This is a genomic window from Ruegeria sp. D6 (assembly GCF_056534365.1).
In genome coordinates, this window is sequence record NZ_JBQFPH010000001.1 from 871,294 (window position 1) to 897,300 (window position 26,007).

Consider the following 26,007-nt stretch of genomic DNA (forward strand, 5'->3'; position numbering starts at 1 on the left):
ACGATGCAGCTGGATCAATTGAACTCACTCGCAGCCACACAGACGGGCCGTCGGATACTCGATCTGTTTGACGCCGATCCAAACCGGGCGCAGGGTTTCTCGGCTTCGACCGGAGATCTGCTGTTTGACTATTCGAAGACACAAATCGACGAAGATATCCGCGCGGCACTGATCCAGCTTTGCGATCAAGTCGAATTGGCAGAGCGTCGGGCCGCGATGTTCTCCGGTGAAAAGATCAACGAAACCGAAGGCCGGGCTGTATTGCATACCGCGCTACGCAATCTCGACGGAGGCCCGGTCGAGGTCGATGGTCAGGATGTAATGCCGGACGTACTGGGCACTTTACAGCGAATGCGCGTCTTTGCCGAAGAAGTGCGTGGCGGGGCGATCAAAGGGGCAGGGGGCAGCTTTACGGATGTGGTCAATATTGGCATCGGCGGCTCGGACCTAGGGCCGGTGATGGCGACGCATGCCTTGGCACCTTATCACGACGGGCCAAGGCTGCATTATGTCTCAAACGTGGATGGCGCGCATATTGCGGATACGCTGCGCCCGCTTGATCCGACACGGACTCTGGTGATTGTCGCTTCGAAGACCTTTACGACCATCGAGACGATGACCAATGCACGCACGGCGCGGGCTTGGATGGTCGATGGTGGCGGTGATCCGGCGCGGCAATTCGCAGCGGTCTCCAGCGCTGTTGACAAGACTCAGGCCTTCGGGATTCCCGAGGCGCGGGTGTTTGGCTTCGCGGATTGGGTCGGCGGGCGGTACTCGGTCTGGGGGCCGGTCGGACTGCCGGTAATGATCGCCGTTGGCTCGAACGCGTTTGACGCGTTTCTACGGGGCGGTCAGGCGATGGATATGCACTTTCAATCCGCCGAATGGGCAGAAAACCTGCCAGTTATGCTGGCGCTTGTGGGGGTCTGGCATCGTCAGGTGCTTGGGCATGCCAGCCGCGCAGTTCTGCCATATGATCAGCGTCTGCTGCGCCTGCCTGCCTATTTCCAACAGCTTGAGATGGAATCGAACGGTAAATCTGTCGCGATGGATGGCAGCGCGCTGACCATGCCTTCAGGTCCGGTTGTCTGGGGCGAACCCGGCACAAATGGGCAGCATGCATTTTATCAGTTGATCCATCAGGGCACCGATGTGATTCCCTGCGAATTCATGGTTGCAGCAAACGGGCATGAGCCGGAACTGGCCCATCATCATCGCCTTCTATTGGCTAATTGCTTGGCCCAGTCCGAAGCGCTAATGCGGGGTCGGTCGCTGGATGTTGCACGCGCACGCATGGCCGAAAAGGGCCTGACAGGCGACGAGTTGGAGCGTCAGGCACGCCATCGTGTGTTTTCGGGCGACCGCCCGTCAACCACGCTGATCTATCCGCAGCTTACCCCGTTTGTGCTGGGTCAAATCATTGCGCTTTATGAACACCGTGTGTTTGTCGAAGGCGTGCTGCTCGGAATCAACTCGTTCGATCAGTGGGGCGTTGAGCTGGGCAAGGAGCTGGCAACGTCTCTGGGACCGATCGTGGACGGTGAGGTTAGCGCCGATGGCAAAGATGGCTCGACCTCGGCGCTGGTTGGATACGCCTTGCGACATCGCGGTTGACGCGGCACCCTGCCGCACTCTCTTATTGTCAGACAATTGAATTCTTGGCAGGGTTGTTGCCAAGACATAACGGCGCGGCCAAGCGCTGACGATGGGAGGAATGTCCATGCTGGGACAGATGATGACGCAGCCTTTGCTGATTTCGTCGCTGATTGAACATGCTGAACGTTATCACGGGCAGACCGAGATCATCTCGGTCGAGACCGACGGAACCGTGACCGAGACCAACTGGTCCGGGATCGCGCAGAACGCCCGACGGATGGCTTCGGCGTTAGAGAAACTGGGGCTGCAACCGCAGGATCGCGTGGGCACGCTGGCCTGGAATAACCGCCGCCACCTTGAGATCTACTATGCGGTGTCCGGCGCGGGCTTTGTCTGCCACACGATCAACCCGCGTCTGTTTCCCGAACAACTAACCTATATCATCAACCACGCGCAGGACCGTGTCCTGTTCTTCGATGCGACTTTCCTGCCATTGGTCGCCGCGCTGCAAGAGCATCTGACCGAGGTGCAGTACTATGTGCTGATGGGTGCGCGGGACGAGGCTGCGCTGTCTCAGGTGCCGGGGTTGGTTTTTTATGACGAGCTCATTGAAACCGGTGATACAGACTACGCGTGGCCCAGCTTTGATGAAAACACTGCCTCCAGCCTCTGTTATACTTCGGGTACCACTGGGAACCCCAAAGGCGTTCTCTATTCCCACCGCTCTACAGTTCTGCACAGCTTCGCGTCGAACACGCGCGACGTAATCGGCTATTCCGCCATGGATGTGGTGATGCCGGTGGTGCCAATGTTCCACGTCAACGCTTGGGGCTCGCCCTATGCCAGCGCTATGTCTGGTTCGCGAATGGTGATGCCGGGGCCGGGATTGCATGGCGAGGCATTGGTCAATCTGATCGACACATATGGCGTCACGCTGGCGATGGGCGTACCGACCATTTGGCAAGGTCTGCTGGCCCATGCCGCGACATGCGGGACCAAGTTGAAAAGCCTCAATCGTACTGTAATCGGTGGTGCGGCATGCCCGCCCTCAATGATTGAAACGTTCCGCGAAACCTATGGCGTCGATACCGTCCACGCCTGGGGCATGAGCGAAATGAGCCCGCTGGGCACGACGAATTATCCGATGGCCAAACATCTGGACATGCCCATGGAAGCACAGCACAAGCTGCGCGAAAGCCAGGGCCGCCCGCCGTTTGGGGTTGAACTGAAAATTGTTGATGATGATGGCAACGATCTTCCTCATGACGGCGAAATGCAGGGCGATCTGATGGTGCGCGGCCATTGGGTTCTGGACAGTTATTTCCACATGCAGGACGAGGACTTATTGCAAGAAGGCTGGTTCGCGACTGGCGACGTTGCAACACTGGACCCAGATGGGTTCATGACCATCCGCGACCGGTCGAAGGACATCATCAAATCGGGGGGTGAATGGATCAGCTCTGTCGAGTTGGAGAATATCGCGGTCGCACACCCTCAGCTAGCGACGGCTGCCGTTGTGGGCGTGCCGCATCCGAAATGGGACGAACGCCCGCTCTTAGTAGCAGTGAAGGCCGAGGGCGAAGAACCGACCGAGCAGGATTTGTTGGCATTCTTCGACGGCAAAATCGCCAAATGGCAGGTGCCCGACAAGGTCGTGTTCGTCGACGCCTTGCCCCTTAACGCGACCGGAAAGGTCCTGAAGCGCACGTTGCGCTCGGATTTCAGTGATGCGCTGATGGGATAAGTGCCAGTCTTGGAAGAATGGCTCCGGCGGTAGGGATCGAACCTACGACCAATTGATTAACAGTCAACTGCTCTACCGCTGAGCTACGCCGGAACTGAGGGGCGTGTATCAACAGGTAAAGTGGAGGTCCAGATGCAAAAACGTTTTTTTGTGGGTGAAGTGCACGGCCTCTCATCTAATTCGGAGGCGACTCAGTGTGGACCTTCCCTAATAGCGTAGCCAACGGCCTATTTGAGCCCGCTTCGACCAATGCTGCGCGATGCTCCAACGACATCAATGCGCAGAAAGCCGACGTCGGCCGCTTTCGAGGCGGCCTAAAGCAGTGCACAGTTACCCAATTGGATGGCTACCTGCAGCTGCGTCAGAGCGGCCGTTCTAAGGCCTCCAAATTGAGTAGGAGCGGTTCTTACTTGATTAAGACTGCCCCCTATGAGTTTCGACTACATCCCAGAAAGCCCAGCATTAGTGTTCAATAGAAACTGGCGGAAAATCGGGCTGCTTGCCGCCCCAATCCCGCGGGCGTTTTCTCCGACAGCCGCAGCTTTTACAACCGGAGGAATCAAACCGCGTTTATCTTGGTTGACTAGGTAACGACGAACCCGTGAGACCAACTCCTCCCGTATTTCAGATGGGAATGCGCCGTCGATAAAAATTGCCTCAAAGTCGATGACTGCGCAAATAGACAGCGCAGCTTTGGCCAGTTCCTGCGCGGTGGTACCGATCCATGGTTCGACATAGCGAGAAATGCTGCTCCAGTCCTGCGGCTTTTTCCACAAAATTCCCGGATCAACACCCGCTTCTATCAACCTGTCCTCGAGCAGGAACAGCGATGCAGTGTCAATCAGTTGCTGGCTTTCACCCAAAGGACCCGTCGTTCGCATGGCACCCAAGGCACCGGCATTGCCTTGGTTGCCCTCAAATACGGTGCCATTCAATGCAACGCCTCCGCCAATCATTGAGCCTATGAAGAAATAAAAATAGTCTCGATACTCAGCCCCACGGCCATAGAGGTGCTCCGCGTGACACGCGGCAGTAGCATCATTGACCACAAAGACCGGCAGTTCGCTGAACTTGGCCACCTCGGAAAAGAAGTTCACGTTTCTCCAGGACCTGAATTTCTGAGCCGCAAGCCCAGAAAGGTCGTGCCACTTCCACAGCTCGAACGGTGTTCCGATTCCAATCCCGCATACACGGTCCCGAAGTTTCTGGGGTTCATTGGCCAGAAGCTCTTCCAATCCTACCTCCAGAAACCCGAACACTGCTTCGGGTAGCGGGTAGTCATAAGTCGTCGAGAGCTGTTGGCGTGGCTTACCGGTGAAGTCGATCAAAAGAAGATCGGCGCTGCGGCGACCGATCTTCATTCCCACCGACAGAATGCCTTCGGGATTGAGCTCCATGGGGATCGAAGGTTTCCCAACTTTGCCCTTCAACGGCGTCCCACGTTTGAGAATCTCGTCCTTTTCGAGCTTACGCAGAATGATCGACACGGTCTGGGGTGACAGGCCCGTCAGCCGCGCGACGTCCGCCCCGGCAGCAGGTCCATGCCGTTGTAAAACCGTCAGAATGAGGCGTTCGTTATGATCACGAACACCGCTTTGGCTTACCCCGCCGGTTAGTATTTTCAACGCCTCTCTTTCCATAACCTTAAACATAAACACCTTGTTTTCTTATGAAAAGATACGTGGGCAAATTAATAAATAAACTTTATTTATTTATTGACACAGAGGCTAGAATCACGGTTTCTTGAACGGGACCTTCATTGGAGGATGGAGGCCCGCCTTGTCGCTATTCCGCGCGGGGCCACAACAATTTTCTGGGAGGACAACATGAGAAATCTACTCAAGCTCGCCGCATCCGCGACTGCGCTGACTTTGGCCGCTGCATCCGCGCAAGCGGCTGGTGAAACCGTCTGCCTGATTACCAAGACCGACACCAACCCCTTTTTCGTTAAGATGAAGGAAGGTGCGACCGCCAAGGCAGAAGAGCTGGGCATGACGCTCAAGGCGTTTGCCGGCAAGGTCGATGGCGACCATGAAACTCAGGTTCAGGCTATCGAGACATGTATTCTCGATGGCGCAAAAGGCATTCTGCTGACGGCATCCGACACTAGCTCGATCGTTCCTGCGGTTAAACAGGCGCGAGACGCAGGCGTTCTGGTCATTGCGCTGGATACGCCGCTGAGCCCGATTGACTCGGCGGATGCGACATTCGCGACGGACAACTACAAGGCCGGTCTGCTGATCGGTCAATGGGCTAAGGCCAAAATGGGCGACGCCGCGGCCGATGCCAAGATCGCGACGCTGGATCTGAACGTCAGTCAGCCGACAGTAGACGTTCTGCGCAATCAGGGTTTCCTCGACGGGTTCGGCGTGGACTTGGCGGACCCAAATGTCATCGGAGACGAAACCGATGCGCGGCTGGTTGGCAGTGACGTGACCGACGGTAATGAAGAAGGCGGGCGCCGCGCGATGGAAAACCTTCTGGCTAAGGATTCATCCATCAACGTTGTTCACACGATCAACGAACCGGCTGCTGCGGGCGCATATGAGGCGCTGAAATCCATCGGGCGTGAAAACGACGTACTGATCGTTTCGGTTGACGGGGGGTGCCCCGGCGTTCAAAACGTCGAAGCCGGTGTAATCGGGGCGACAAGCCAACAATACCCGCTGTTGATGGCCTCGCTTGGGGTTGAGGCCGTGAAAAAATGGGCCGAAGAGGGCGTGAAGCCCGAAAACACACCCGGCAAAGACTTCTATGACACGGGTGTGGCACTCATCACTGACCAGCCGGTTGATGGGGTCGAGTCGCTGTCTGTCGCAGAAGGCCTGGATCTCTGCTGGGGCTAAAGACAGCTCTATTAGGTGAGGCGCGCCGCAGCGCCTCATCAATCCTTTCACCAGCAAACCTAAACTTCCTGTAAACTGATTTCGTGGACGCGATGCCAGCCACGAAAAGGGGGAGAGATGTCTGAAGCAAACCAAAACGCCCAGGAATTCGAAACCGCCGCCAACGCGTCAGAAACCGTAGCGGAATTTGAAGATCACCGGCGTGGTGTTCTGGGGAAGTTGCAGCATCTTCTCCATGTCAACCCTTCCTTTGTGCCGTTGATCGTTCTGGTCGGCGCCATCGTAATTTTCGGCCTGCTGCTGGGGTCCAAATTCTTCTCACCCTTTGCGATGACGCTGATCCTGCAGCAGGTTCAGATCGTGGGCATCGTGGCCGCAGCGCAAAGCCTTGTCATTCTGACCGCCGGCATCGACTTGAGCGTCGGTGCGATCATGGTGTTTTCATCCGTCATCATGGGTCAGTTCACCTTCCGCTACGGTATCCCCGTGCCCATTGCCGTGATGTGCGGGCTGGCAATGGGAACGCTGATCGGGGCTCTTAATGGCTGGCTGGTCAGTCGCGTAAAGCTGCCGCCCTTTATTGTCACGCTCGGCATGTGGCAGATCGTTCTGGCGACAAACTTCCTGTATTCCGCAAACGAAACAATTCGCAGCCAGGATATCGAAGCCAACGCCCCGTTCCTGCAATTTTTTGGCACCAAATTCAGCATCGGTGGCGCGACCTTTACGGTCGGCGTGATATTCATGCTCGTACTGATTTTCGTGTTGGCTTACGCGCTCAAACACACGGCCTGGGGCCGGCATGTCTATGCAGTGGGGGATGACCCTGAGGCGGCTGAACTATCCGGTGTGAACGTGCACAGAACGCTGATGTCCGTTTATATGTTATCCGGTTTGATCTGTGCATTTGCAGGCTGGGCCCTGATCGGGCGTATCGGGTCGGTTTCACCTACATCCGGTCAATTGGCCAATATCGAAAGCATCACCGCGGTAGTGATCGGGGGCATCTCTTTGTTCGGCGGGCGGGGATCCATCCTGGGATCGCTGTTTGGCGCGCTGATTGTTGGCGTGTTCACTTTGGGGCTAAGGCTTCTGGGCGCAGACGCACAATGGACCTTCTTACTTATCGGACTTCTCATTATCGCTGCGGTTGCCGTCGACCAGTGGATTAGAAAGGTATCGGGCTAATGTCAGACTCAACTCCAGTCGTCCAAGGCCGCGGGATCGTAAAGCGTTATGGCCACGTTACCGCCATCGACCATTCCGACTTTGAACTGCGCCAGGGGGAAATCCTGGCAGTGATCGGAGATAACGGCGCGGGCAAATCGTCCATCGTGAAGGCGATCTGCGGCGCCACAATCCCGGATGAAGGCGAGATTCTGATCGAGGGCAAAAAGGTTAACTTCACCTCTCCGATCGATGCGCGGAATATGGGGATTGAGATTGTCTATCAGCAGCTCGCCATGTCTCCTGCCCTTTCGATTGCGGACAACATGTTCATGGGGCGCGAAATCCGCAAGCAGGGGTTCATGGGCAAATACATGCGTAAGCTTGACCGTCCAGCGATGGAGAAGTTTGCCCGAGAAAAACTGACCGAGCTTGGGCTGATGACTGTACAGTCGATCAATCAGGCGGTTGAGACTCTTTCTGGTGGCCAACGCCAAGGTGTTGCCGTTGCTCGTGCCGCTGCCTTTGCAACCAAGTTTATCATCATGGATGAACCGACCGCTGCTTTGGGGGTTAAGGAAAGCCGCAAGGTGCTTGAGCTGATCCAGGACGTGCGGGCGCGTGGCATTCCGATCATCCTGATCAGCCACAACATGCCTCATGTTTTTGAGGTTGCCGACCGCATTCATGTGCATCGGTTGGGCAAAAGGCTCTGCACAATTGATCCCAAGGATTACACGATGTCCGATGCAGTCGCCTTCATGACCGGTGCCAAGGAACCCCCAAAAGAGGACGCAGCGTGATCGAGCAGGACGTACAGCGCGTTTGCGACCTGATCTCCTCCCGGCGGCAAGTTGGAGTCCGGACGATTATCGCAATCGCCGGCCCCCCTGCATCCGGAAAGTCGACCTTAGCGGAAGCCGTGGTGCAATCGCTAAACACGCAACAGAGCTCGGCGGTTCCCTCAGCCACACTTGTACCAATGGATGGTTACCATTTGGACAACTGCGTGCTGGAAACGCGTGGATTGCTGGCGAGAAAAGGCGCGCCAGAGACTTTCGACGGGGTCGGGTTTTGCGCTGCAATCAGAGAGCTTCAATTTACGCGCCACGAGTCCTTTCATCCCAAATTCGACCGCACAATGGACCTCGCTATTGCCAACGCCATTGCGGTTCACCCGGCAACTCCGGTCGTCGTCGTTGAGGGTAACTATCTTCTGATGGACAGCGACCCGTGGAGAAACCTGACGGATGTCTATGCCGCAACGGTTTTTATCAGCCCAACTTTGGAAGAGCTTGAAAACAGGCTGCAAAACCGCTGGATCAGCCATGGCTTTGACCCGCAAACCGCGCTGCAACGCGCAATAGCGAACGATCTGCCAAACGCTGAACGTGTCATCCGTGATAGCCGGAAAGCCGATCTTATACTGAGCCAGAACTACACTGAATTCGGGATGCGCAACGCATTCTGAATCTGCGCACTGGCTTCAGCCAACCCTTGATGCAGTGCCTCTAGGCAGCCTCAGGTGCAACCCAAGTCACCCCTTACGCAATGAGGAAACCTCAAGAAATTCTTCGTGGACACCGCAGAAGTAAACGACATCAAAGACCTGATGGGTTTCGGATTATTGGATGGCGTGACCACCAATCCAAGCTTGATCGCCAAGTCCGGTCGCGATTTCAAAGAGGTCATTGCAGAAATTTGCACTCTGACGGATACGCCAGTATCGGCAGAGGTTGCAGCGTTGGATGCTGCGGGAATGATCGCAGAGGGAGTGCACCTCGCGGCGATCGCAGACAACGTCGTTGTCAAACTGCCGCTGACATTGGATGGCCTCAGGGCCTGTGCTCATTTCAAAAGTGAAGGTATCAGAACAAACGTCACACTGTGCTTTTCACCCAATCAGGCTCTCTTGGCGGCAAAGGCTGGCGCGACCTATGTATCTCCGTTCATTGGCAGATTGGATGACATCAATCTGGACGGAGTCAATCTGATCCGTGATATCCGTAGCATTTACGACAACTATAGTATTGAAACTGAAATCATTGCGGCATCCGTCAGAAGCCCCAATCATATTACAAAGGTGGCATTGGCCGGTTCCGACATCGCCACGATCCCGCCGTCCGTTATTCGCAAACTGATCATGCATCCATTGACCGATATCGGCATCGAGAAGTTTCTCAATGATTGGAATTCGACTGGGCAATCGATCCTTTGATGGATTGCCAACTCGATTGGGGAGGAGCGACCTGTCCCAAATGATTTACCTCTAAGCGGCACTGCTGCATTTTAAGAAATAAGGTCTCAAAGAGAGCCTTTCTGCTTTGTCAAGTACGTCGAGCTTTGTGGAAAACCGTCGTCACTCCTCACTATTGGCGGGATGAACACTAAGGCAACGGCAGACCAATATAAGGTCAACGGTAGGAAAATGGCTAGAGCAATCGGCGAGGTCGCGGCGAAATTCCGGTTTGACCTTGGCAGCCAGACGCCTTCATTTCATAGTGTCATCTTCCCGTAAACGTCCGCTTTCACTCCCGTGCCAATTACCTTTGGCGTCTCCAGGGAATAACAGCTTTCCGTCCTCCGTATTTGTTGCCTCGGTCGCAAAGTGCACAAAGCGGACGTTCCGCCGGAAAACTTTGACAGCAGCTTTGTCGGCAAAGTAGCCCTCCGCTCGGGCGAAAGTAAACGACCGGCTTCCTCGTTTCCAGATGTTCGCGAAAGGTGCCGCAAACATCAGCTTTGAGGTAGCCTATGATCGATTGATCTCGAATCAATTGACCTACCGATTTGCTCTGCCTGAAAATCAAGCAATAACAGGTGGTTGCTGGCTGAATGGTGGTTTTGCTGGGAGCTGTTGTCACTTCATTGCCACCTGATTCTTGGCAACAAACTGGCAACACGGCCCTACATTCCTTCCCCTAAATGCGAGGCTTTCCATTAAGTCTATGATCTAAATGGGGAAAATTGGCTCCGGCGGTAGGGATCGAACCTACGACCAATTGATTAACAGTCAACTGCTCTACCGCTGAGCTACGCCGGAACTGAGGGGCGTATAACAACCCGTATTTTCGGCGTCCAGAGGGGAAGCGCACGGGCCGCCAATTTTTTCCGATTCACGCGATGCGCTTGAAACGAGACGCAACTGACAGATCCCCCAAGGGCGCTACACGGGATCTGCCGGTCAGATCAACCAGATGGGCGAAGACATTACGCTCGGCCGCGGGAAGCAGCGCGGCGGGGGTTTCGATATAGATTCGCTGGGCAAGCTGTTGGGCCGTTTCAGGGCCATTTTCCAGGGCGTCGAGTATCTGTGATTCTCGCTGCAATCGGTGGTCTATCAGCCAATCCAGGCGTTTGTCAGGACCCGTAATGGGGGCACCATGCCCGGGGTGAAAAACCGACCATTTGCGCGCGCGCAGGCGGCGACAGGCTGCCATGAAATCCGTCAGGTCCCCGTCCGGGGGCGAGACCAGAGAGCTGGCCCAGCCCATGACGTGATCAGCCGTAAAGCAGACATCCCCCCAGGCCAACGCGATATGGTTGCCCAGATGGCCGGGTGTGTGGATCACTTCGAGTTGCCAGCCTTCTGCCGCGACGCGTTCACCGTTTTCAAGCTCGATATCAGGGCGGAAATCGGCATCGATTCCCTCACCACCTCCGGCAAGCCCGTTCTGGGCCAGCTCGGTCATGACTTCGCTGCGTCCAGCTTGCGGACCACCAAAAGCCAGAACCGGAGCGCCGGCGCGGGATGCGAGCGGGGCGGCCAAAGGCGAGTGATCCAGATGGGTGTGCGTAACAAATATGTGGCTGATCCGCTGCCCGGGTTCCAGCGCATCAACTATGGCTTGCAAATGGGCATCACTCAATGGCCCAGGGTCGATGACAGCAATGTCCTTATCGCCTAGAAGGTAGGTATTCGTACCACGATAAGTCATTGGCGAGGGATTGGGCGCAAGAATGCGCCTTAGCCCCGGGGCAAGCACGGCAACCTGTCCAGGGAGAGGGTTGAAATCGTCGGGGGCTTGCATTCTGACCTCTTCCTCTTGCCCGGGCAGCCCGCTAGGTTTAGCGCATGTCGACCCAATGGCTCAAACCCTATATGCCGCGCAGCCTATATGCGCGTGCCGCACTCATTCTGGTACTGCCGGTCATTGTCGTGCTTTTGGTGGTGGCGATTGCCTTTTTGCAAAAACATCTTGAGGAAGTGACCGCCCAAATGACCCGCACGGCGGCGCGCGAGGTGACGCTGGTGCTGGACGTGATGGAGAGTGCGGAAACCCAGCAGCAGGCATTGGCAGCTGCGCGGCAGGACTTGTCGGTCTTGAACATGACCGCCCGCTTTCTGCCGCCGAATGAAGAGCCGAAAAACAGTCCGCGTCGATGGTACGATTTCATTGCCCCGCAGGTGGATGCGGAATTGCGCAGCTTGTTGCCTGAAACCCAGTATGTGGCTCTGCCAAATGGACAGGAAGTGAGTCTTTTTCTGGCAACCAATCTGGGCATGCTTGAGCTAGAGTTTGATCGCCGACGCCTGTCGCCGACTGCACCGCATCAGCTGATTGTGACGATGGTGTTCTTTGCGGCTCTGATGACAACGATCTCGTTTCTATACATGCGCAATCAGTTGCGCCCGATCACGCGCCTTGCGGACGCGGCGCAGGCCTTTGGTCGCGGGCGGGTCGTGCCTTATTCACCCGGTGGCGCAATCGAGGTACGCGCTGCGGGCAATGCCTTCGTTGACATGCGCGCCCGAATCGAGCGGCAGATTGAGCAGCGCACGCTCATGTTATCGGGGGTCAGCCACGATCTGCGCACACCTCTGACGCGTCTGAAACTTGGATTAGCTATGTTGCCCGAGGACGAGGCCGCACCGTTGTTGCAAGACGTGGACGAGATGCAATCGCTGCTGGATGCATTCTTGGACTTCTCGCGTGGCGCTGCAGAGAGCGCACCCGAAGAGATTGAACCCGAAAATTGGCTGAGCCAAATCGTTGACGATGCACAGCGCGCGGGCCAGCACGTTGAACTAATCTCGGTCGAGGGGCGTGGAACGGCAATGCTGCGCCCATCGGCCATGCGCAGGGCAGTAGAGAATCTGATTGGAAACGCGAATCGCTATGGTTCACGCGCCGAGGTCAGCCTTTCGATGACGCCAAAGTCACTACGCATTCGGGTTGAAGATGACGGCCCCGGTATCCCGGTCGAACAACGCACCGAGGCCGTCAAACCCTTCACGCGACTTGATCCGGCGCGAAACCAGAATCAGGGCACCGGCGTGGGATTGGGCCTTGCGATTGTTGCCGATATCGCCCGCGTACATGGTGGTATTCTGCGACTGGGCAGCAGCGAAAGGCTGGGCGGATTATGCGCGGATATCGTGATTGGACGGTGAATTGGTAGGCCCGGAGGGTCTGTCAGGAATTAGGTTTTGCCCTTTATTATCAACGTGGGTGTCCCAGGCTGGAATACCGCTTTGCTCAGCTTTCCAATCCATCCTGGCCTGTTTTGATGCCCCCATTCCAACCAGTCTCATCCGTTCAACCCTTTCAGTATTTGCCCGGGCGCGCTCGTGAATGGACATGATCTCGCATAGAGTAACTCCACGAAGGACGAGAAGGTGATGGATCGCCTTATGAATCATCGAGGGCTACTGGTGAGGGTCTCGTCAAAGTGAAAGAGCTGGGTAGTCGAGCAGTTCGTCTGAAGCGGCCGGCGAGGGCCGGTCGATAGCTGAAGTAGCCGGATCATCTATGGGAATATCGACAGCTAGCGGTGCTGTTCCTTCCGATCTGTCGACAATGCGTTTTGATGCCGAGGTTGCAGGATCCTGCGCTCTCAAGTTTCCAAAGCCAGAACATGGCGTATACCGGTCAACCATCCCGAATTATGGAGAGATGTCGCATGACAATGATTTACAAAGACGTCTCATTTAACATGCTCGCGCCGGATACGGACGAGGTGACAAGCGATCCACAGGATTTAAACGACGTTGCCAACAATGATGTCGTAGCTTTTGTGGGGCGTGATTACAAAAGTGTTGTCTGGCAACGATCAAGGTTCCTTATCGTGTACTGACCGAAACAAAACCGTGTCGTTTGACGAATCATGGGGAGGCTCACACTCACAAAATAATGGACAACCGCGAAGTTCTGCCGTCATCCCCATTCGGAAATCACGCAAGAAGTGTGTTGCTGTCGACAGATCGCTATATTACGTTCGTAAATTGGGAGAACGTTGCTTCAGCAAGCCAAAGAATACCCACCGTGTCGACAATACCGTGGAATGCAACCTAGTCTTATCGACATCAAATCGATCCGTCTCTGGTTGCGCCACTTGTCAACACGACCAAACCAAACAGCGCTATTTCTAGAGAAAGCCAGCTCTCTCAAGCTTCTGACTTATTCGCTGTCCGGTTGATGTCGGCAAAAAATACCCCGTTCGCTCTGCAAGATAATTCTGCAAATCACTATGAAACGTATCCTCGGTACAAAGTCGCCAGAGAATGTCCAAAGCCTCCTCACTGTGGTCGTACGTTCCAGGATACGCAGAACCAAGTTGTTCGTCACGAACCGCATTTCGCCGGGTGACAATGGGGGTTTTGGTTGCCATTGCATCCAGCAGTTTCCCAGACCCCAAATAATCGCTGTCTGCGCACATTTGCCCAAGTGTCCCGCGGCAGGCTGCAAGCGCTCCGGGTACTTCTCCATAGGGAATGTGACCTAAGGACAATGCTGGCATGGGTAATGTTGTGCGGATGCTTCCAGCAAATGCGGCCAACGGATTAGTTGAAGAGCCAAGCCGTTCTCGGACAATGCTGAGGTTGTCGATCAACTCAATTGGAATTGTCTCTTTGGTAACACGCCCAAAGAATCCAAAAGACTTAGAACCAGTCATCTTTGCGTGCCAAATGAATTTCGACTTGGAAGAGATTGGTTGAAGAAAAAGGGGATCGATAGCTTGCTGGATGTTTAGGATCATATCGGGCAGCACGATCTTGTCGGGATACCATTTGGATAGTTTTTTTCGTACTGCAGCACTGGTGGAATGCTCATACAACAAATTCTGCCACGCCTCTGTCGTGACCACCAGAGCATCGGCTACACGAAAGGCTTCCGGGTCGTAAGGATATGCTAGCGTTATCTTAGGGTGGGGAAGGCTTTTGAACAACTCTGGGTTCGCCCGAACATAATACAGATCATAGTCGCGCGTCGGTGTTCTCAAGCCTCCCGGATCACCTATGATTCCGCGTTCCCAGTCAATGAGGACGTCGTTGTAGTAAACATCTGCAAAGCTGGAGAGACTTCGGTAGAATCGCATTTCGTTTATACGATCCCCAGACAAAGGCTCCATGACAGGGCGATCAAGAAATTGGCAGTAAATTTTGGGACGCTTGGAATTCACGCTGTCAGCCTGTTTTGTTTTGATTGGAATGAGGATGACGCTAACTGCCTCGCTCGGTTCAATCATACCCAACTATGCGGGTCAAGTCCGCGCATGATAGTTTGTGCTGACAAGTGTGACGGCGTATTGGCTGGCGAAATTTTTTTGTTGAAGCTCTGTCTTTTTTTGTCCCATTGGAATCACGTGAGGGTACTATCAATAGTTCTTGGGGCAATTTGGCGTTGATTTATATGGAAAATGGCGGTTTTGGTAGGCCCGGAGGGACTCGAACCCCCAACCAAAGCGTTATGAGCGCTCTGCTCTAACCAATTGAGCTACAGGCCCGCCTGAGGGCTTTGCCTATCACGATGGCAGCCCGCGTCAAGCCTGACCGTTGCAACATGGCCCACAATCGAATAACCCGCGCGCAAAGCACTCATGAGGGATTGGCCATGACAGCGGGCAAGAACGGAATCACCTATGCCGACGCAGGTGTGGATATCGATGCAGGCAACGCTCTGGTCGATCGGATCAAGCCTGCGGCCAAGCGCACCAACCGCTCGGGCGTGATGAGCGGGCTAGGCGGATTTGGCGCTCTGTTCGACCTGAAAGCGGCTGGCTATAAAGACCCGGTTCTGGTGGGCGCAACCGATGGTGTGGGCACCAAGCTGCGGATCGCAATTGATACCGGCGTTGTCGATGGCGTGGGAATCGATCTGGTGGCGATGTGCGTCAACGATCTGATCTGCCAAGGTGCTGAGCCGCTGTTTTTCCTGGATTATTTTGCCACCGGTAAGTTGGACACCGATACTGCCGCGCGGATTATCGAAGGAATTGCCGAGGGGTGTGTCCAATCTGGCTGCGCCCTGATTGGTGGTGAAACCGCCGAGATGCCGGGTATGTACCCTGACGGCGATTTCGATCTGGCCGGTTTCTCGGTTGGTGCCATGGAACGCGGGACCGCATTGCCCGAGGGCGTTGAACAGGGTGATGTCCTGCTGGGGCTGGCTTCGAACGGGGTGCATTCCAACGGCTATTCGCTAGTGCGCAAGCTGGTCGAGATCTCGGGGTTGGGCTGGGAGGCAGAGTCGCCTTTCGGTGGCGGAACATTGGGTGAGGCTCTGCTGACCCCCACGAGGCTTTATGTGAAACCAGCGCTGCAAGCGATCCGGGCCGGCGGCGTTCACGCGCTTGCCCATATAACCGGCGGCGGCCTCACCGAAAATCTGCCGCGCGTATTGCCCAAAGGGCTCGGGGCCGAGATTGATTTGAATGCTTGGGACTTGCCGCCTGCGTTCAAATGGATGGCCGAGACCGGTGGCATCGCCGAGTCCGAGATGTTGAAGACCTTCAACTGTGGCATCGGCATGATTGTTGTCTGCGCTGCAGATCAGGCAGATGATCTTACAACACTGCTTGCAGAGGCAGGCGAATCCGTTGCGCGCATCGGAACGGTCACCGCAGCGCCGGGTGTTGCCTATTCAGGCAAACTGCTGTGAGCCACAAGCGCGTCGCGATCCTGATCTCCGGGGGCGGATCGAACATGCTGTCGCTGGTCGACAGCATGAATGGCGATCATCCCGGTCGGCCATGTCTGGTATTGTCGAGCGATGCAAATGCCGGAGGGCTGAAGAAAGCTGCACAGCGCGGAATTCCGACCGCAGCCGTCGACCACAAGCCCTTTGGCAAAGATCGCGCTGGGTTTGAGGCAGAACTGCTTAAACCGCTTATGGCAGCCCAGCCGGATGCTGTCTGTCTGGCCGGTTTCATGCGTGTATTGACGGGTGAATTTGTATCGCGTTTCCAGGGCCGGATGCTGAACATCCACCCATCGCTTTTGCCTAAGTACAAGGGTTTGAACACCCATGTACGCGCAATTGAAGCAGGCGACGCCGAACATGGCTGCACCGTTCACGAAGTTACTGCCGCGTTGGATGACGGACCGATTCTGGGTCAGGCGCGCGTGGGTGTACGGGTAGGGGACACGCCTGAGGAGCTCGCCGCCCGCGTGTTGACCTGGGAGCACAAACTCTACCCTGCCGTGCTTCGCCGTTATTGTATGGGCAACAAAGACCCAGTTCTTCTGCCCTAACGCGGCGGGGTGATTTACACGCAAAGGTTATTCGTCTTATGGTCGCATATCGCTCGGGACGAGGACGGCACGGGCAGTCACAATAACCAAAAGCAAGAACAGCACCGCGCATGAAAACCCTGACGACGACGCAAGAGCTGGCCGCATTCTGCTCGGCTGCTGCACAATATCCTTATGTCACTGTAGATACCGAATTTCTGCGCGAACGGACCTATTATTCGAAACTCTGTCTGGTGCAGCTTGCAGTGCCATCGGAAGATGAAGACAGCGCCGTTCTGGTTGATCCATTGGCTGACGGCATGTCGCTGGAACCTTTGTACCAGCTGTTCAGCGACGAAAGCGTGGTCAAGGTTTTCCACGCCGCGCGGCAGGATCTTGAAATTTTTTGGGTCGACGCGGGCGTCTTTCCGACTCCGTTGTTTGATACTCAGGTCGCTGCGATGGTCTGCGGTTTTGGTGAACAGGTTGGCTATGAAACTCTGGTCCGGAAGATCTGCAAGGAAGGGGTCGATAAAACTTCGCGCTTCACCGATTGGTCACGGCGCCCTCTGACGGATGCGCAGAAAACATACGCACTGGCAGATGTAACCCATCTTCGTAAAATCTATGAGCATTTGGCTGCAGAACTTAAGAAGTCACGTCGGGATCACTGGGTTGCAGAAGAGCTTCGCATACTGACCCGACCCGAGACATATGACATTCGCCCGGAAGAGGCGTGGCGGCGGGTCAAAACGCGGACCAACTCTGCCAAGTTTCTGGCCGTGGTTCGAGAGCTGGCGCAGTTCCGTGAGGCCTATGCGCAAGAGAACAATGTGCCACGAAGCCGTGTGTTCAAAGACGATGCGTTGATCGAGATGGCCTCGACCAAGCCCAAGACGCCCTCTGATCTGGGCGGGTCGCGCTTGTTGCTGCGCGAAGCGCGCAAAGGGGCGATCGCAGAAGGCATTCTGGAGGCGGTAAAACGGGGCGTAGGTTGCCCGCAAGACCGATTGCCGAAAATTGACAACAGCCGTGACAAGCTGAAGGTCAACCCTGCACTTGCAGATTTGCTGCGCGTTCTTTTGAAATCAAAGACCGAAAGCGCAGGCGTTGCCGCAAAATTGATCGCCTCCAGCGCGGAATTGGATCAGATCGCTGCAGGCGAACGAGAAGTTCCCGCCATGTCCGGTTGGCGGTTTGAGGTTTTTGGCGAGGACGCGCTGAAGCTTTGCGAAGGCAAGATTGCTTTGGCCGCCAAGGGACAGGCTGTACAGGTTGTCTCGCTTTAACGGCGACGAGATTCCAACGCGTTCTGCTGGCCTTTGACCCGAACTAAACGAATACCTTCCAGTTCTTTTCGGCTTACATTGACGGCCTCTGAAACCATCCGCGACCGTTCGGTGCCCTGCGCAGTGGCGTAGTCCGGGTAATCCACGCGGAAGGTGAACTCCATAACGCCATTTTTGCTGAGTTCTTCGGATCTTACGCGCGCGAGCTGCGCGTTGAACGCACCCTGTCGAATGGCTGTGCCAGCCGCATAGATGATTGCACCCGTCGAGGTTGGGTCGATCCGCAATTCGTTGATCACGGCGATTGGAACGCTGTTATCCTCGGCGTCCGGACGCTCGAACAGGCCTTTTTTGTCGGCATTTTCGGGAACCAATGCATTGGCGTCATCGGCTGATACTTCGGATGGGCTGGGTGTGCTGCTGCCAAACCAGTTCGATGGATTCGCGCTTGAGTTGCTCCAGTTGCTACAAGCGGACAGAGCCATTGTGAAGATCATCAGAACAGGCAGAGTTTTGTGCATGGACCCAGTACTTTGTGCAACTTTACCTGCATCGGGTTAACGCAAATTCGATCGTTTGAAAAGCCACGCTGGGGACTGGACAGTCGGTAGCGCTGAGCATAGTTCACAATTGTGAATGCGTAACGCAAGGACGGACCCGATATGGCAACGCCAGCCTTCGAAGAGATAGTCGAGGATTTCGAGTTCCTGGAGGACTGGGAAGACCGCTATCGCCATGTGATCGAGCAGGGCAAAGCGATGGAGCCTCTGGATGATGCATTCAAAGTCCCTGCGACCAAGGTGAATGGTTGCGCCAGTCAGGTCTGGCTGCATCCAACCATTGAGGGCGGTCAATTCCGCTTTGACGGTGACAGCGATGCCCTGATTGTTCGGGGCCTGATTGCGGTTCTGCGTAGCCTGTATAACGGCTTGCCGGTGGCCGAGGTGCCCAGTGTTGATGCCGGTGGAGAACTCGCGCGACTGGGGTTGCAGGATCATTTGTCTGCCCAACGTTCGAACGGGTTACGCGCTATGATAGAACGTATTCGCGAAGTGGCATTGGCCAGCGCCTGACTTTTAGGTGGATTTGCGCGCTGCCCAGTCAGCAAGCGTGGTTTCCAAATCGCCATAGCCGGTTTGCCGACGCTCGAACTCCAGCCCCATCCGATCAGCGCACTCCTGCGCGCGACGGGTCAAGTCGGGATCATCGGTTTGCGCCTGATAAACGAGCTTGGTGTAATTTCCGAAATACATCTCTCGCAATTCAGGATGACGGTCCAGACCCAGCGGTTTCCAGACAAACGCATCAAACTGCCGCGCAAGGAAATCTGTCAGATAAAAAGCGGTGGTTTCATCGTCGCCATGCGCTGCAAAGGCAAGATTGCCCTCGAAGAAGGAATAGCAATGGGGCCCTTGGATCATCTCGACCCCCAGTCGCTCGCACGCTGCTTGTAGCAACCCACCGGTTCCGCAATCAGCATAGACAACGTAGATGCGGTCGTATGAGTCTCGATGCTTGGCAACCGCATCCTCGACCGCCTGTGTGATCTTTTCCGGGTGCACATGCAAAATGGCGGGCAGGCAAGTCAGGGCCATGTGATCCCAGCCGTTCCGTTCTTTCAGGTCCAGAATCTCGCGGGCCAGTGCACCGCATGCGATCAGAAGAATCGACTCGGCGCTGTGCGCTGCGACATAGCCCTGACGGGTCAGGCTGTCATCGTCTGGGATCTGTGAGTCGGTCATCTGATCTCTCTGGCTGGTCTCTAGCTATATATGTGCCCGAGGTTCGGACAAAAAAGGCCGCCCCAAAAAGGACGGCCTGTCTCACGATATGATCTCGCGCCTTAGCCGGCCAGTTGGTTGTGCTTGCGCGACATGAAGTCCTTGGCCATTTCCACCGCCACGGCTGCGTCGCGGCAATAGCCGTCAGCGCCGATCGCCTTGCCGAACTCTTCGTTCAGCGGAGCGCCGCCAACCAGAACGGTGTACTCATCACGCAGGCCTTGTTCGACCAACGTGTCGATTACGACCTTCATATAAGGCATCGTCGTCGTCAGCAGAGCGGACATGCCCAGAATGTCGGGCTGTTCGTTTTCCAGCGCTTCGAGGTAGTTCTCGACCGGGTTGTTGATGCCGATATCGACAACTTCGAACCCGGCGCCTTCCATCATCATCGCAACAAGGTTCTTGCCGATGTCATGGATGTCGCCCTTCACGGTGCCGATCACCATCTTGCCAACGCGCGGAGCACCAGTTTCAGCCAGCAGAGGCTTCAGGATCGCCATACCGCCTTTCATGGCGTTGGCCGCCAGCAGCACCTCAGGCACGAACAGGATTCCGTCGCGGAAGTCGTGGCCGACAATTGTCATGCCGCCAACCAGCGCTTTGGTCAGGATGTCATAGGGTTGCCATCCGCGCTCGAGCAGGATGTTCACACCTTCTTCGATCTCTTCCTTCAGGCCGTCATAAAGGTCATCGAACATCTGTTCGACGAGTTCGTCGTCATTCAGTTCGGACAGGACGATGTCTTCTTCATCAGACATGGGTATTTCCCTGAGCTGTGCGGGCCTGCGGCCCGTGGTGGCATTTTCTCCGTTTTGGCCATTTCGTCGCAGGTCTACTGTGACGATTGCGACCTAGGTCGTTCTGAGACCGACCTATAGGCCGAATATTCGCACTCAGCGACATCGAATTTTGCAAGATCATCCTGCATTGGTTTCATTAGCCACGGTAAATTCACCAGCAGTCTAATGCGTCGCCGGTTTCGAGCATCTGATGATTTTTGGGAATCGAAACATGAATCTTGCCAGTGAAACTGGTTTTAATTACATCTAGTGATAGGAACAAAAGGCGAACAAATGACTGCTGCCATCAAAAGCCCTGGGCGCGGAGCAACCTCAAACGAAGCAGGTCGATTCGAGAGGTTTACAACCGAGTTGACCGAAGATGGCTGGGATTTGCCAGAGGAACTGCCCCCGTTGCGGACCGAAGTTCGGGAAGAAATGGCGCGCAATCTGATCACCTATAACAAGTCGCCGGACCTACCTTTTGACCGATCCATAAACCCATATCGGGGCTGCGAGCATGGATGCGTGTATTGCTTTGCTCGGCCAACGCATGCGTATCTGGGGCTGTCTCCGGGTTTGGATTTCGAAACCCGCCTTGTTGCGCGACCCAATGCGGCTGAGCTATTGCGTCGCGAACTCTCGGCACGTTCTTACAAGGTGGCCACGATTGCACTGGGAACCAACACCGATCCCTATCAACCGATCGAAAAAAACCGCAAGATAACAAGAAGCTGTCTAAAGGTTCTGAGAGATTTTCAGCATCCGGTCGGTATTGTGACCAAGGGGACTCTGATCGAGCGTGATCTTGATATTCTGGCACCGATGGCCCGCAATGGCCTTGTTCGGGTTGGCATCTCGCTGACCACATTGGACCGCGATCTTTCCCGAGGGATGGAACCCCGGGCGCCTTCACCGCAGCGCAGGCTCGGAATGATCCGCAACCTGACCGAGGCTGGCGTGCCTGTGCGCGTTATGACGTCTCCGGTGATTCCCGGTTTAACCGATCATGAATTGGAAAACCTGTTGGAGGCCGGAAAGCAGGCTGGCGCCGATGCTGCAAGCTGGATTATGCTACGGCTTCCCCGTGAAGTATCCGCGCTCTGGCGCGAGTGGTTGATCGAACATCAGCCGGGCAGGGCTGAGAAGGTGATGGCACGGCTGCGCGAAATGCATGGGGGTAGGGAATATGACCCCCGGTGGGGCCACCGCATGCGGGGCGAGGGGACCTATGCCGAGATGATTGCGCAACGGTTCAAGGCCACAGTCAAACGTCTCGGGCTGTCGACTGATATGCCGCCACTAAACTGTGCGGCTTTTGCGCCGCCACCTCAGCCCGGTGATCAGCTGGCTTTGTTCTGAAACCTTTGTTCAGAAACTGATGCCAATCCCGGCGGAGAATCCGTTAACCGTATCGCTGCCGTAATAACGGACCATAAACCGTGTCGTTGATACCCAAGGCACCCATGTGTCGGACAGATCAACCTCGATCCCGCCACCTACGCGGGCCAGCCAGTCGGTGCCCAATACAATTGACTGATCCCCGATCAGATAGGACAGGGACAGATCGCCCACCCAGCGGACCGGGCGACCGAACATGCGTTTTCCAGTTGGAAAGCGGTAGCGTGACCACAGAACTGCATTTGCGGCAGTTGATTCAACCAACAGGTCCTCGTTGTCTCCGATAGGCCAGTATTCGATATGGGTATAGCGCAGGCTTGCCTCGAATTCCCGGTCGTTGGACAGAGCTTTCTCGTACGAGACCGTCATCGATCCGCCTGCGCCACCAGCCCAGATGCCGCCGCTTTCGAGAAAGTCTCGATCAAGCCCCAGGCGGTTGGCGATGGCTTGCGCACCGACAGATGCGTCGGATTGCGTACGTCCGACCGAGATATGGGCCATCGGGGTCATATTCCAATACTCGCCGATGTCGAACTGATAGCCGACACCGCCGGTCAGGGCGAGGCTGGTCCATTTCAGCGGTATACGCGTGGTATCTCCGGTGCCGCTGAAGGTCAGAACGGGGTCATAGCGCGCGTAGCCTATATACCCCTCAAGATAGATCGGCACGCCCTCAGCAAGGCGAAACCCGCCGCCCAGCTGGGCGGATTTGAAATCGTAATCGCGATTGTCTGTATTTGATTGCAGCGAGATTGCGCTGGCAGAATCGTCCGGGATGCCTGCCAGCCCTAAGATTGCCAGCGACCCGGCGGCGTTTTCCTGCTGCTGCTTCTCAAAAGCACGTTCCAGCACGCTTTGAGCGGATGCCGATTGCGCAAGTAGCAACATAATGAACAAGAGGATTAAACGCATGAGAACCAAACACTATTCGCCGGACGCGGCAACATTAGGCGGACTAACGCAGTGCGGAAAGATGCATCGAAACAGTCATTTACGTTTGGTTTCGAACGGTCTCATTTTGGTAACGCTACGGAAAAAAAGACCCCGGATAACCGGGGTCTTAACATCGATATTGTGTGTGGATCAGCGGTTTTCGATGTCCACGTAATCGCGGTTGGTCGCGCCCAGATAAAGCTGACGTGGGCGTCCGATCTTATTCTGTGGATCGGCAATCATTTCTTTCCACTGGCTAACCCAGCCAACGGTACGTGACAACGCGAAGATTGGCGTGAACATCGAGGTCGGGAAACCCATCGCTTCCATCACGATGCCCGAATAGAAGTCGACATTCGGGAACAGTTTCTTTTCGATGAAATACGGATCTTCCAGAGCCTGTTTTTCCAGCGCCTTCGCGACCTGTAGTTTGGGATTGTTTTCCACGCCCAGCAGGTCAAGTACTTCGTCTGCCGATTGCTTCATCACTTTCGCGCGTGGATCGAAGTTCTTGTAGACGCGGTGGCCAAAGCCCATCAGACGGAACGGGTCATCTTTGTCTTTGGCGCGCTCGATAAACTCGGGGATGCGGTCCACGCTGCCGATCTCTTCCAGCATTTCAAGGCAAGCCTGGTTCGCACCACCATGGGCCGGACCCCAGAGACAGGCGATACCGGCCGCGATACAGGCGAACGGGTTTGCACCCGAAGAAGATGCCAGACGCACCGTCGAAGTCGAGGCGTTCTGTTCGTGATCCGCCTGCAGCATGAAGATACGATCCATGGCGCGTGCCAGAATCGGGTTCACCTCGTAATCTTCGGCAGGAACGGCAAAACACATGCGCAAGAAGTTTGACGCATAGTCCAGGTCGTTGCGCGGATACACGAAGGGCTGACCGATATGGTATTTGTAGGCCCAGGCCGCGATGGTCGGCATTTTTGCGATCAAACGGTGCGAAGCTACTTCACGCTGACGCGGGTCCGCGATGTCGGTCGAATCGTGATAGAACGCGGACATGGCACCAACCACACCCACCATGATGGCCATCGGATGCGCATCCCGGCGGAATCCGCGATAGAAATACTGCATCTGCTCGTGCAGCATCGTGTGGCGGGTGATTGTGGTCTCGAAGTTCTCCAGATCCTTCGCCGAAGGCAGCTCGCCATACAGCAGTAGATAGCTGAGTTCGAGGAAATGCGACTTCGAGGCGATCTGTTCGATCGGATAACCGCGATGCAGCAACTCGCCCTTGTCACCGTCGATGAATGTAATGGTGCTGTCACAGCTTGCAGTCGACGTGAAACCCGGATCATAAGTAAAGACGCCAGCCTGACCATAGAGCTTGCGGATATCGATCACATCGGGCCCAGCGGTCGGAGAAAACACCGGCAGATCATAGCTTTCGCCGTGGACAGTCAGTTTGGCTGATTTTTTGCTCTCGGTCATGTTTGTCCCTTCTTCATTCGTGCGTATGCCGGATCGCTGTCCGACAAAGCAGGCAACGACTGCGTTCCGTCGCGCAGTCCGTTCTTAACGGAGCAGCGTTACCCTTATGTGAAATCAGGCCGGGTTCGCTGCATCAGAAAGCCGCGCCAGGGTTTCATCGCGCCCAAGCACAAGCATCATGTCAAATACCGAAGGTGTAACTGCCCGGCCCGCTAGTGCCGCCCGCAGCGGACCAGCCAATTTGCCGAACTTAACCCCATTCGCCTCTGCGAACGAATTCAGGGTCTCCTCCAGTTCGTTCCGGGACCAGCTAGCATTTTGCAGCTGCGGCGTCAATTCTTTCAGTATACCGTCGGATACAGATGCCAGCGCCTTTGCGGCCTTTTCATCTGGCTGGATAGGTCGCGACGTAAGCACAAAATGAGCTTTTTCAATGAGTTCCTGGAACGTGCGTGCGCGGTCCTTGAGGCAATACATCGCACGGATCAAATCACTGGATTGTGTTTCGGAAAGCGGCGGCAAACCAGCTGACTTCAGATATCCCTGAATTTCATGCTGCAGCGCGGCATCTTCCCCGACGGCAATATGTTGTCCACAAAGGTTTTCAAGCTTCTTCACATCAAATCGCGCCGGGCTTTTGCCGATGCCATCCAGATCGAACCACTCTTTAGCTTGGGCATCGGTAAAGAACTCATCATCCCCATGGCTCCAGCCCAGCCGAGCCAGATAGTTGCGCATTCCGGATGCCGGATATCCCATGGCCTGATATTCTTGCGCCCCCAACGCACCGTGACGTTTGCTGAGCTTTTTCCCATCGGGTCCATGGATCAAAGGGATATGCGCCCAGACTGGTACATCCCAACCCATCGCCTCGTAGATCATCATCTGACGGGCGGCGTTGTTGAGGTGATCGTCGCCCCGGATCACATGAGTCACGCCCATATCATGATCGTCAACCACAACGGCCAGCATATAGACCGGAGTCCCATCCGAACGCAGCAGGATCATGTCGTCCAATTGCTCATTTCGAATAGTCACATCGCCCTGCACTTGATCACGGATCACGGTGGTGCCGTCTTGCGGGGCCTTGATGCGGATCACGTAAGGGGCGTCCGGATGGGTGGCCGGGTCGGCCTCGCGCCATGGGCTGCGGAACAGGGTCGATTTCCCTTCGGCCCTGGCCTGTTCGCGGAACGCAGCGATTTCTTCCTGCGTCGAGAAGCACTTGTATGCCTTGCCTTCGGACAGCAACTGATGCGCGACCTCTGCGTGCCGGGCGGCGCCTTCGAATTGGCTGACGACTTCGCCGTCATGATCCAGCCCCAGCCAGTTCATGCCCTGCAAAATTGCTGCGGTCGCTTCCGGCGTGGAACGTTCCCGATCGGTATCCTCGATCCGAAGCAGGAATTTGCCGCCGCGGCCCCGCGCATAAAGCCAGTTGAACAGCGCAGTGCGGGCGCCACCGATATGCAGAAATCCGGTGGGTGAGGGGGCAAAGCGGGTGACGACCTGATCGGACATGGTGTGGATTAACCTTTTGGTAACCTTAGCGGGCATAGTTTGGCGAC

Annotated in this window: 22 protein-coding genes, 3 tRNA genes and 1 pseudogene; 14 read left to right on the forward strand and 12 right to left on the reverse strand. The window is 55.6% G+C overall.

Translation table 11 applies throughout. The annotated features are described in order from the left end of the window. Nucleotides 1–3: 3 nt before the first annotated feature. Nucleotides 4–1,614 carry a glucose-6-phosphate isomerase gene (pgi, locus tag ACR0A1_RS04325; protein WP_170396938.1) on the forward strand — a complete coding sequence of 537 codons (1,611 nt, stop codon included), beginning with the start codon at nucleotides 4–6 and terminating at the stop codon, nucleotides 1,612–1,614. A gap of 106 nt (nucleotides 1,615–1,720) precedes the next feature. Beyond that, nucleotides 1,721–3,340: a long-chain-fatty-acid--CoA ligase gene (locus tag ACR0A1_RS04330; RefSeq protein ID WP_480866374.1), complete on the forward strand. Its 1,620-nt coding sequence runs from the start codon at nucleotides 1,721–1,723 to the stop codon at nucleotides 3,338–3,340. An 18-nt stretch (nucleotides 3,341–3,358) separates the two neighbouring features. Here ACR0A1_RS04330 and ACR0A1_RS04335 read toward each other — a convergent pair. Further along, nucleotides 3,359–3,433, reverse strand: a tRNA-Asn gene (locus ACR0A1_RS04335). A 347-nt stretch (nucleotides 3,434–3,780) separates the two neighbouring features. Further along, nucleotides 3,781–4,980, reverse strand: coding sequence for an ROK family transcriptional regulator (locus ACR0A1_RS04340; RefSeq protein WP_480866868.1), 1,200 nt, complete (start codon nucleotides 4,978–4,980; stop codon nucleotides 3,781–3,783). 186 nt (nucleotides 4,981–5,166) lie between these two features. Here ACR0A1_RS04340 and ACR0A1_RS04345 point away from each other — a divergent pair, with 186 nt between their 5' ends. From ACR0A1_RS04345 to fsa, 5 genes are all read left to right on the forward strand, one after another. Further along, nucleotides 5,167–6,186, forward strand: coding sequence for a sugar ABC transporter substrate-binding protein (locus ACR0A1_RS04345; protein ID WP_170392952.1), 1,020 nt, complete (start codon nucleotides 5,167–5,169; stop codon nucleotides 6,184–6,186). Nucleotides 6,187–6,303: 117 nt separating this feature from the next. Next, nucleotides 6,304–7,374: an ABC transporter permease gene (locus ACR0A1_RS04350; protein ID WP_170392953.1), complete on the forward strand. Its 1,071-nt coding sequence runs from the start codon at nucleotides 6,304–6,306 to the stop codon at nucleotides 7,372–7,374. Then, nucleotides 7,374–8,156: an ATP-binding cassette domain-containing protein gene (locus tag ACR0A1_RS04355; protein WP_170402609.1), complete on the forward strand. Its 783-nt coding sequence runs from the start codon at nucleotides 7,374–7,376 to the stop codon at nucleotides 8,154–8,156. The genes ACR0A1_RS04350 and ACR0A1_RS04355 overlap by 1 nt, the downstream gene beginning before the upstream one ends. Beyond that, complete coding sequence (locus ACR0A1_RS04360) at nucleotides 8,153–8,824, forward strand: nucleoside/nucleotide kinase family protein (protein WP_480866377.1); 672 nt, start codon at nucleotides 8,153–8,155, stop codon at nucleotides 8,822–8,824. The genes ACR0A1_RS04355 and ACR0A1_RS04360 overlap by 4 nt, the downstream gene beginning before the upstream one ends. Before the next feature lie 105 nt (nucleotides 8,825–8,929). Continuing rightward, nucleotides 8,930–9,571 carry a fructose-6-phosphate aldolase gene (gene fsa / locus ACR0A1_RS04365; protein WP_480866379.1) on the forward strand — a complete coding sequence of 214 codons (642 nt, stop codon included), beginning with the start codon at nucleotides 8,930–8,932 and terminating at the stop codon, nucleotides 9,569–9,571. Between the two features lie 750 nt (nucleotides 9,572–10,321). On the opposite strand, the gene ACR0A1_RS04370 is transcribed toward fsa, so the two are convergent. Both ACR0A1_RS04370 and ACR0A1_RS04375 read right to left on the reverse strand, forming a co-directional pair. Continuing rightward, nucleotides 10,322–10,396 (reverse strand) — tRNA-Asn (locus ACR0A1_RS04370). 73 nt (nucleotides 10,397–10,469) lie between these two features. Beyond that, nucleotides 10,470–11,384: an MBL fold metallo-hydrolase gene (locus ACR0A1_RS04375; RefSeq protein WP_480866381.1), complete on the reverse strand. Its 915-nt coding sequence runs from the start codon at nucleotides 11,382–11,384 to the stop codon at nucleotides 10,470–10,472. 44 nt (nucleotides 11,385–11,428) lie between these two features. On the opposite strand from ACR0A1_RS04375, the gene ACR0A1_RS04380 reads away from it, so the two are divergent. Continuing rightward, nucleotides 11,429–12,748 (forward strand): ATP-binding protein, encoded by a 1,320-nt coding sequence (locus ACR0A1_RS04380; RefSeq protein ID WP_170562528.1) that lies wholly within the window; start codon nucleotides 11,429–11,431, stop codon nucleotides 12,746–12,748. A gap of 762 nt (nucleotides 12,749–13,510) precedes the next feature. Continuing rightward, a pseudogene (locus tag ACR0A1_RS04385) lies at nucleotides 13,511–13,698 on the forward strand (IS5/IS1182 family transposase); the annotation flags it as partial. Nucleotides 13,699–13,722: 24 nt separating this feature from the next. Here ACR0A1_RS04385 and ACR0A1_RS04390 read toward each other — a convergent pair. Both ACR0A1_RS04390 and ACR0A1_RS04395 read right to left on the reverse strand, forming a co-directional pair. Continuing rightward, a complete protein-coding gene (locus ACR0A1_RS04390; RefSeq protein ID WP_170595500.1) occupies nucleotides 13,723–14,823 on the reverse strand; it encodes a glycosyltransferase family protein in 1,101 nt (366 codons plus the stop codon). Between the two features lie 181 nt (nucleotides 14,824–15,004). Then, nucleotides 15,005–15,081: transfer RNA gene (locus tag ACR0A1_RS04395), tRNA-Ile, on the reverse strand. A gap of 107 nt (nucleotides 15,082–15,188) precedes the next feature. Between ACR0A1_RS04395 and purM the strand changes: the two genes are divergently transcribed. The 3 genes from purM (at nucleotide 15,189) to rnd (ending at nucleotide 18,096) form a co-directional block, all read left to right on the forward strand. Continuing rightward, entirely contained in the window at nucleotides 15,189–16,235 is a 1,047-nt protein-coding gene (purM, locus tag ACR0A1_RS04400; RefSeq protein ID WP_480866384.1) for a phosphoribosylformylglycinamidine cyclo-ligase, read from the forward strand. After that, nucleotides 16,232–16,828, forward strand: coding sequence for a phosphoribosylglycinamide formyltransferase (gene purN, locus ACR0A1_RS04405; protein WP_480866386.1), 597 nt, complete (start codon nucleotides 16,232–16,234; stop codon nucleotides 16,826–16,828). Before purM ends, purN begins: the two co-directional genes overlap by 4 nt. Nucleotides 16,829–16,938: 110 nt before the next feature. Continuing rightward, on the forward strand, nucleotides 16,939–18,096 hold the full coding sequence (rnd, locus tag ACR0A1_RS04410) for a ribonuclease D (protein ID WP_170406001.1): 1,158 nt from the start codon (nucleotides 16,939–16,941) through the stop codon (nucleotides 18,094–18,096). On the opposite strand, the gene ACR0A1_RS04415 is transcribed toward rnd, so the two are convergent. Beyond that, nucleotides 18,093–18,617, reverse strand: coding sequence for a hypothetical protein (locus tag ACR0A1_RS04415; protein WP_170392961.1), 525 nt, complete (start codon nucleotides 18,615–18,617; stop codon nucleotides 18,093–18,095). The genes rnd and ACR0A1_RS04415 overlap by 4 nt on opposite strands. Before the next feature lie 141 nt (nucleotides 18,618–18,758). On the opposite strand from ACR0A1_RS04415, the gene ACR0A1_RS04420 reads away from it, so the two are divergent. Beyond that, nucleotides 18,759–19,169 carry a SufE family protein gene (locus tag ACR0A1_RS04420; protein WP_170392962.1) on the forward strand — a complete coding sequence of 137 codons (411 nt, stop codon included), beginning with the start codon at nucleotides 18,759–18,761 and terminating at the stop codon, nucleotides 19,167–19,169. A gap of 3 nt (nucleotides 19,170–19,172) precedes the next feature. On the opposite strand, the gene ACR0A1_RS04425 is transcribed toward ACR0A1_RS04420, so the two are convergent. Continuing rightward, complete coding sequence (locus ACR0A1_RS04425; protein ID WP_170421836.1) at nucleotides 19,173–19,838, reverse strand: DUF1638 domain-containing protein; 666 nt, start codon at nucleotides 19,836–19,838, stop codon at nucleotides 19,173–19,175. Between the two features lie 101 nt (nucleotides 19,839–19,939). Continuing rightward, nucleotides 19,940–20,638, reverse strand: coding sequence for a corrinoid protein (locus ACR0A1_RS04430; protein WP_170392964.1), 699 nt, complete (start codon nucleotides 20,636–20,638; stop codon nucleotides 19,940–19,942). Nucleotides 20,639–20,953: 315 nt separating this feature from the next. Here ACR0A1_RS04430 and ACR0A1_RS04435 point away from each other — a divergent pair, with 315 nt between their 5' ends. After that, the gene (locus ACR0A1_RS04435) at nucleotides 20,954–22,021 is read left to right on the forward strand and encodes a PA0069 family radical SAM protein (protein WP_480866389.1); all 1,068 of its coding nucleotides are present in this window, start codon (nucleotides 20,954–20,956) and stop codon (nucleotides 22,019–22,021) included. Between the two features lie 9 nt (nucleotides 22,022–22,030). Here ACR0A1_RS04435 and ACR0A1_RS04440 read toward each other — a convergent pair whose 3' ends face one another. From ACR0A1_RS04440 to gltX, 3 genes are all read right to left on the reverse strand, one after another. Continuing rightward, nucleotides 22,031–22,972: an autotransporter outer membrane beta-barrel domain-containing protein gene (locus ACR0A1_RS04440; protein WP_480866391.1), complete on the reverse strand. Its 942-nt coding sequence runs from the start codon at nucleotides 22,970–22,972 to the stop codon at nucleotides 22,031–22,033. Between the two features lie 171 nt (nucleotides 22,973–23,143). After that, on the reverse strand, nucleotides 23,144–24,439 hold the full coding sequence (gltA, locus tag ACR0A1_RS04445) for a citrate synthase (RefSeq protein WP_170392967.1): 1,296 nt from the start codon (nucleotides 24,437–24,439) through the stop codon (nucleotides 23,144–23,146). A gap of 114 nt (nucleotides 24,440–24,553) precedes the next feature. Beyond that, the gene (gene gltX, locus ACR0A1_RS04450; protein WP_480866392.1) at nucleotides 24,554–25,960 is read right to left on the reverse strand and encodes a glutamate--tRNA ligase; all 1,407 of its coding nucleotides are present in this window, start codon (nucleotides 25,958–25,960) and stop codon (nucleotides 24,554–24,556) included. Nucleotides 25,961–26,007 lie beyond the last annotated feature (47 nt).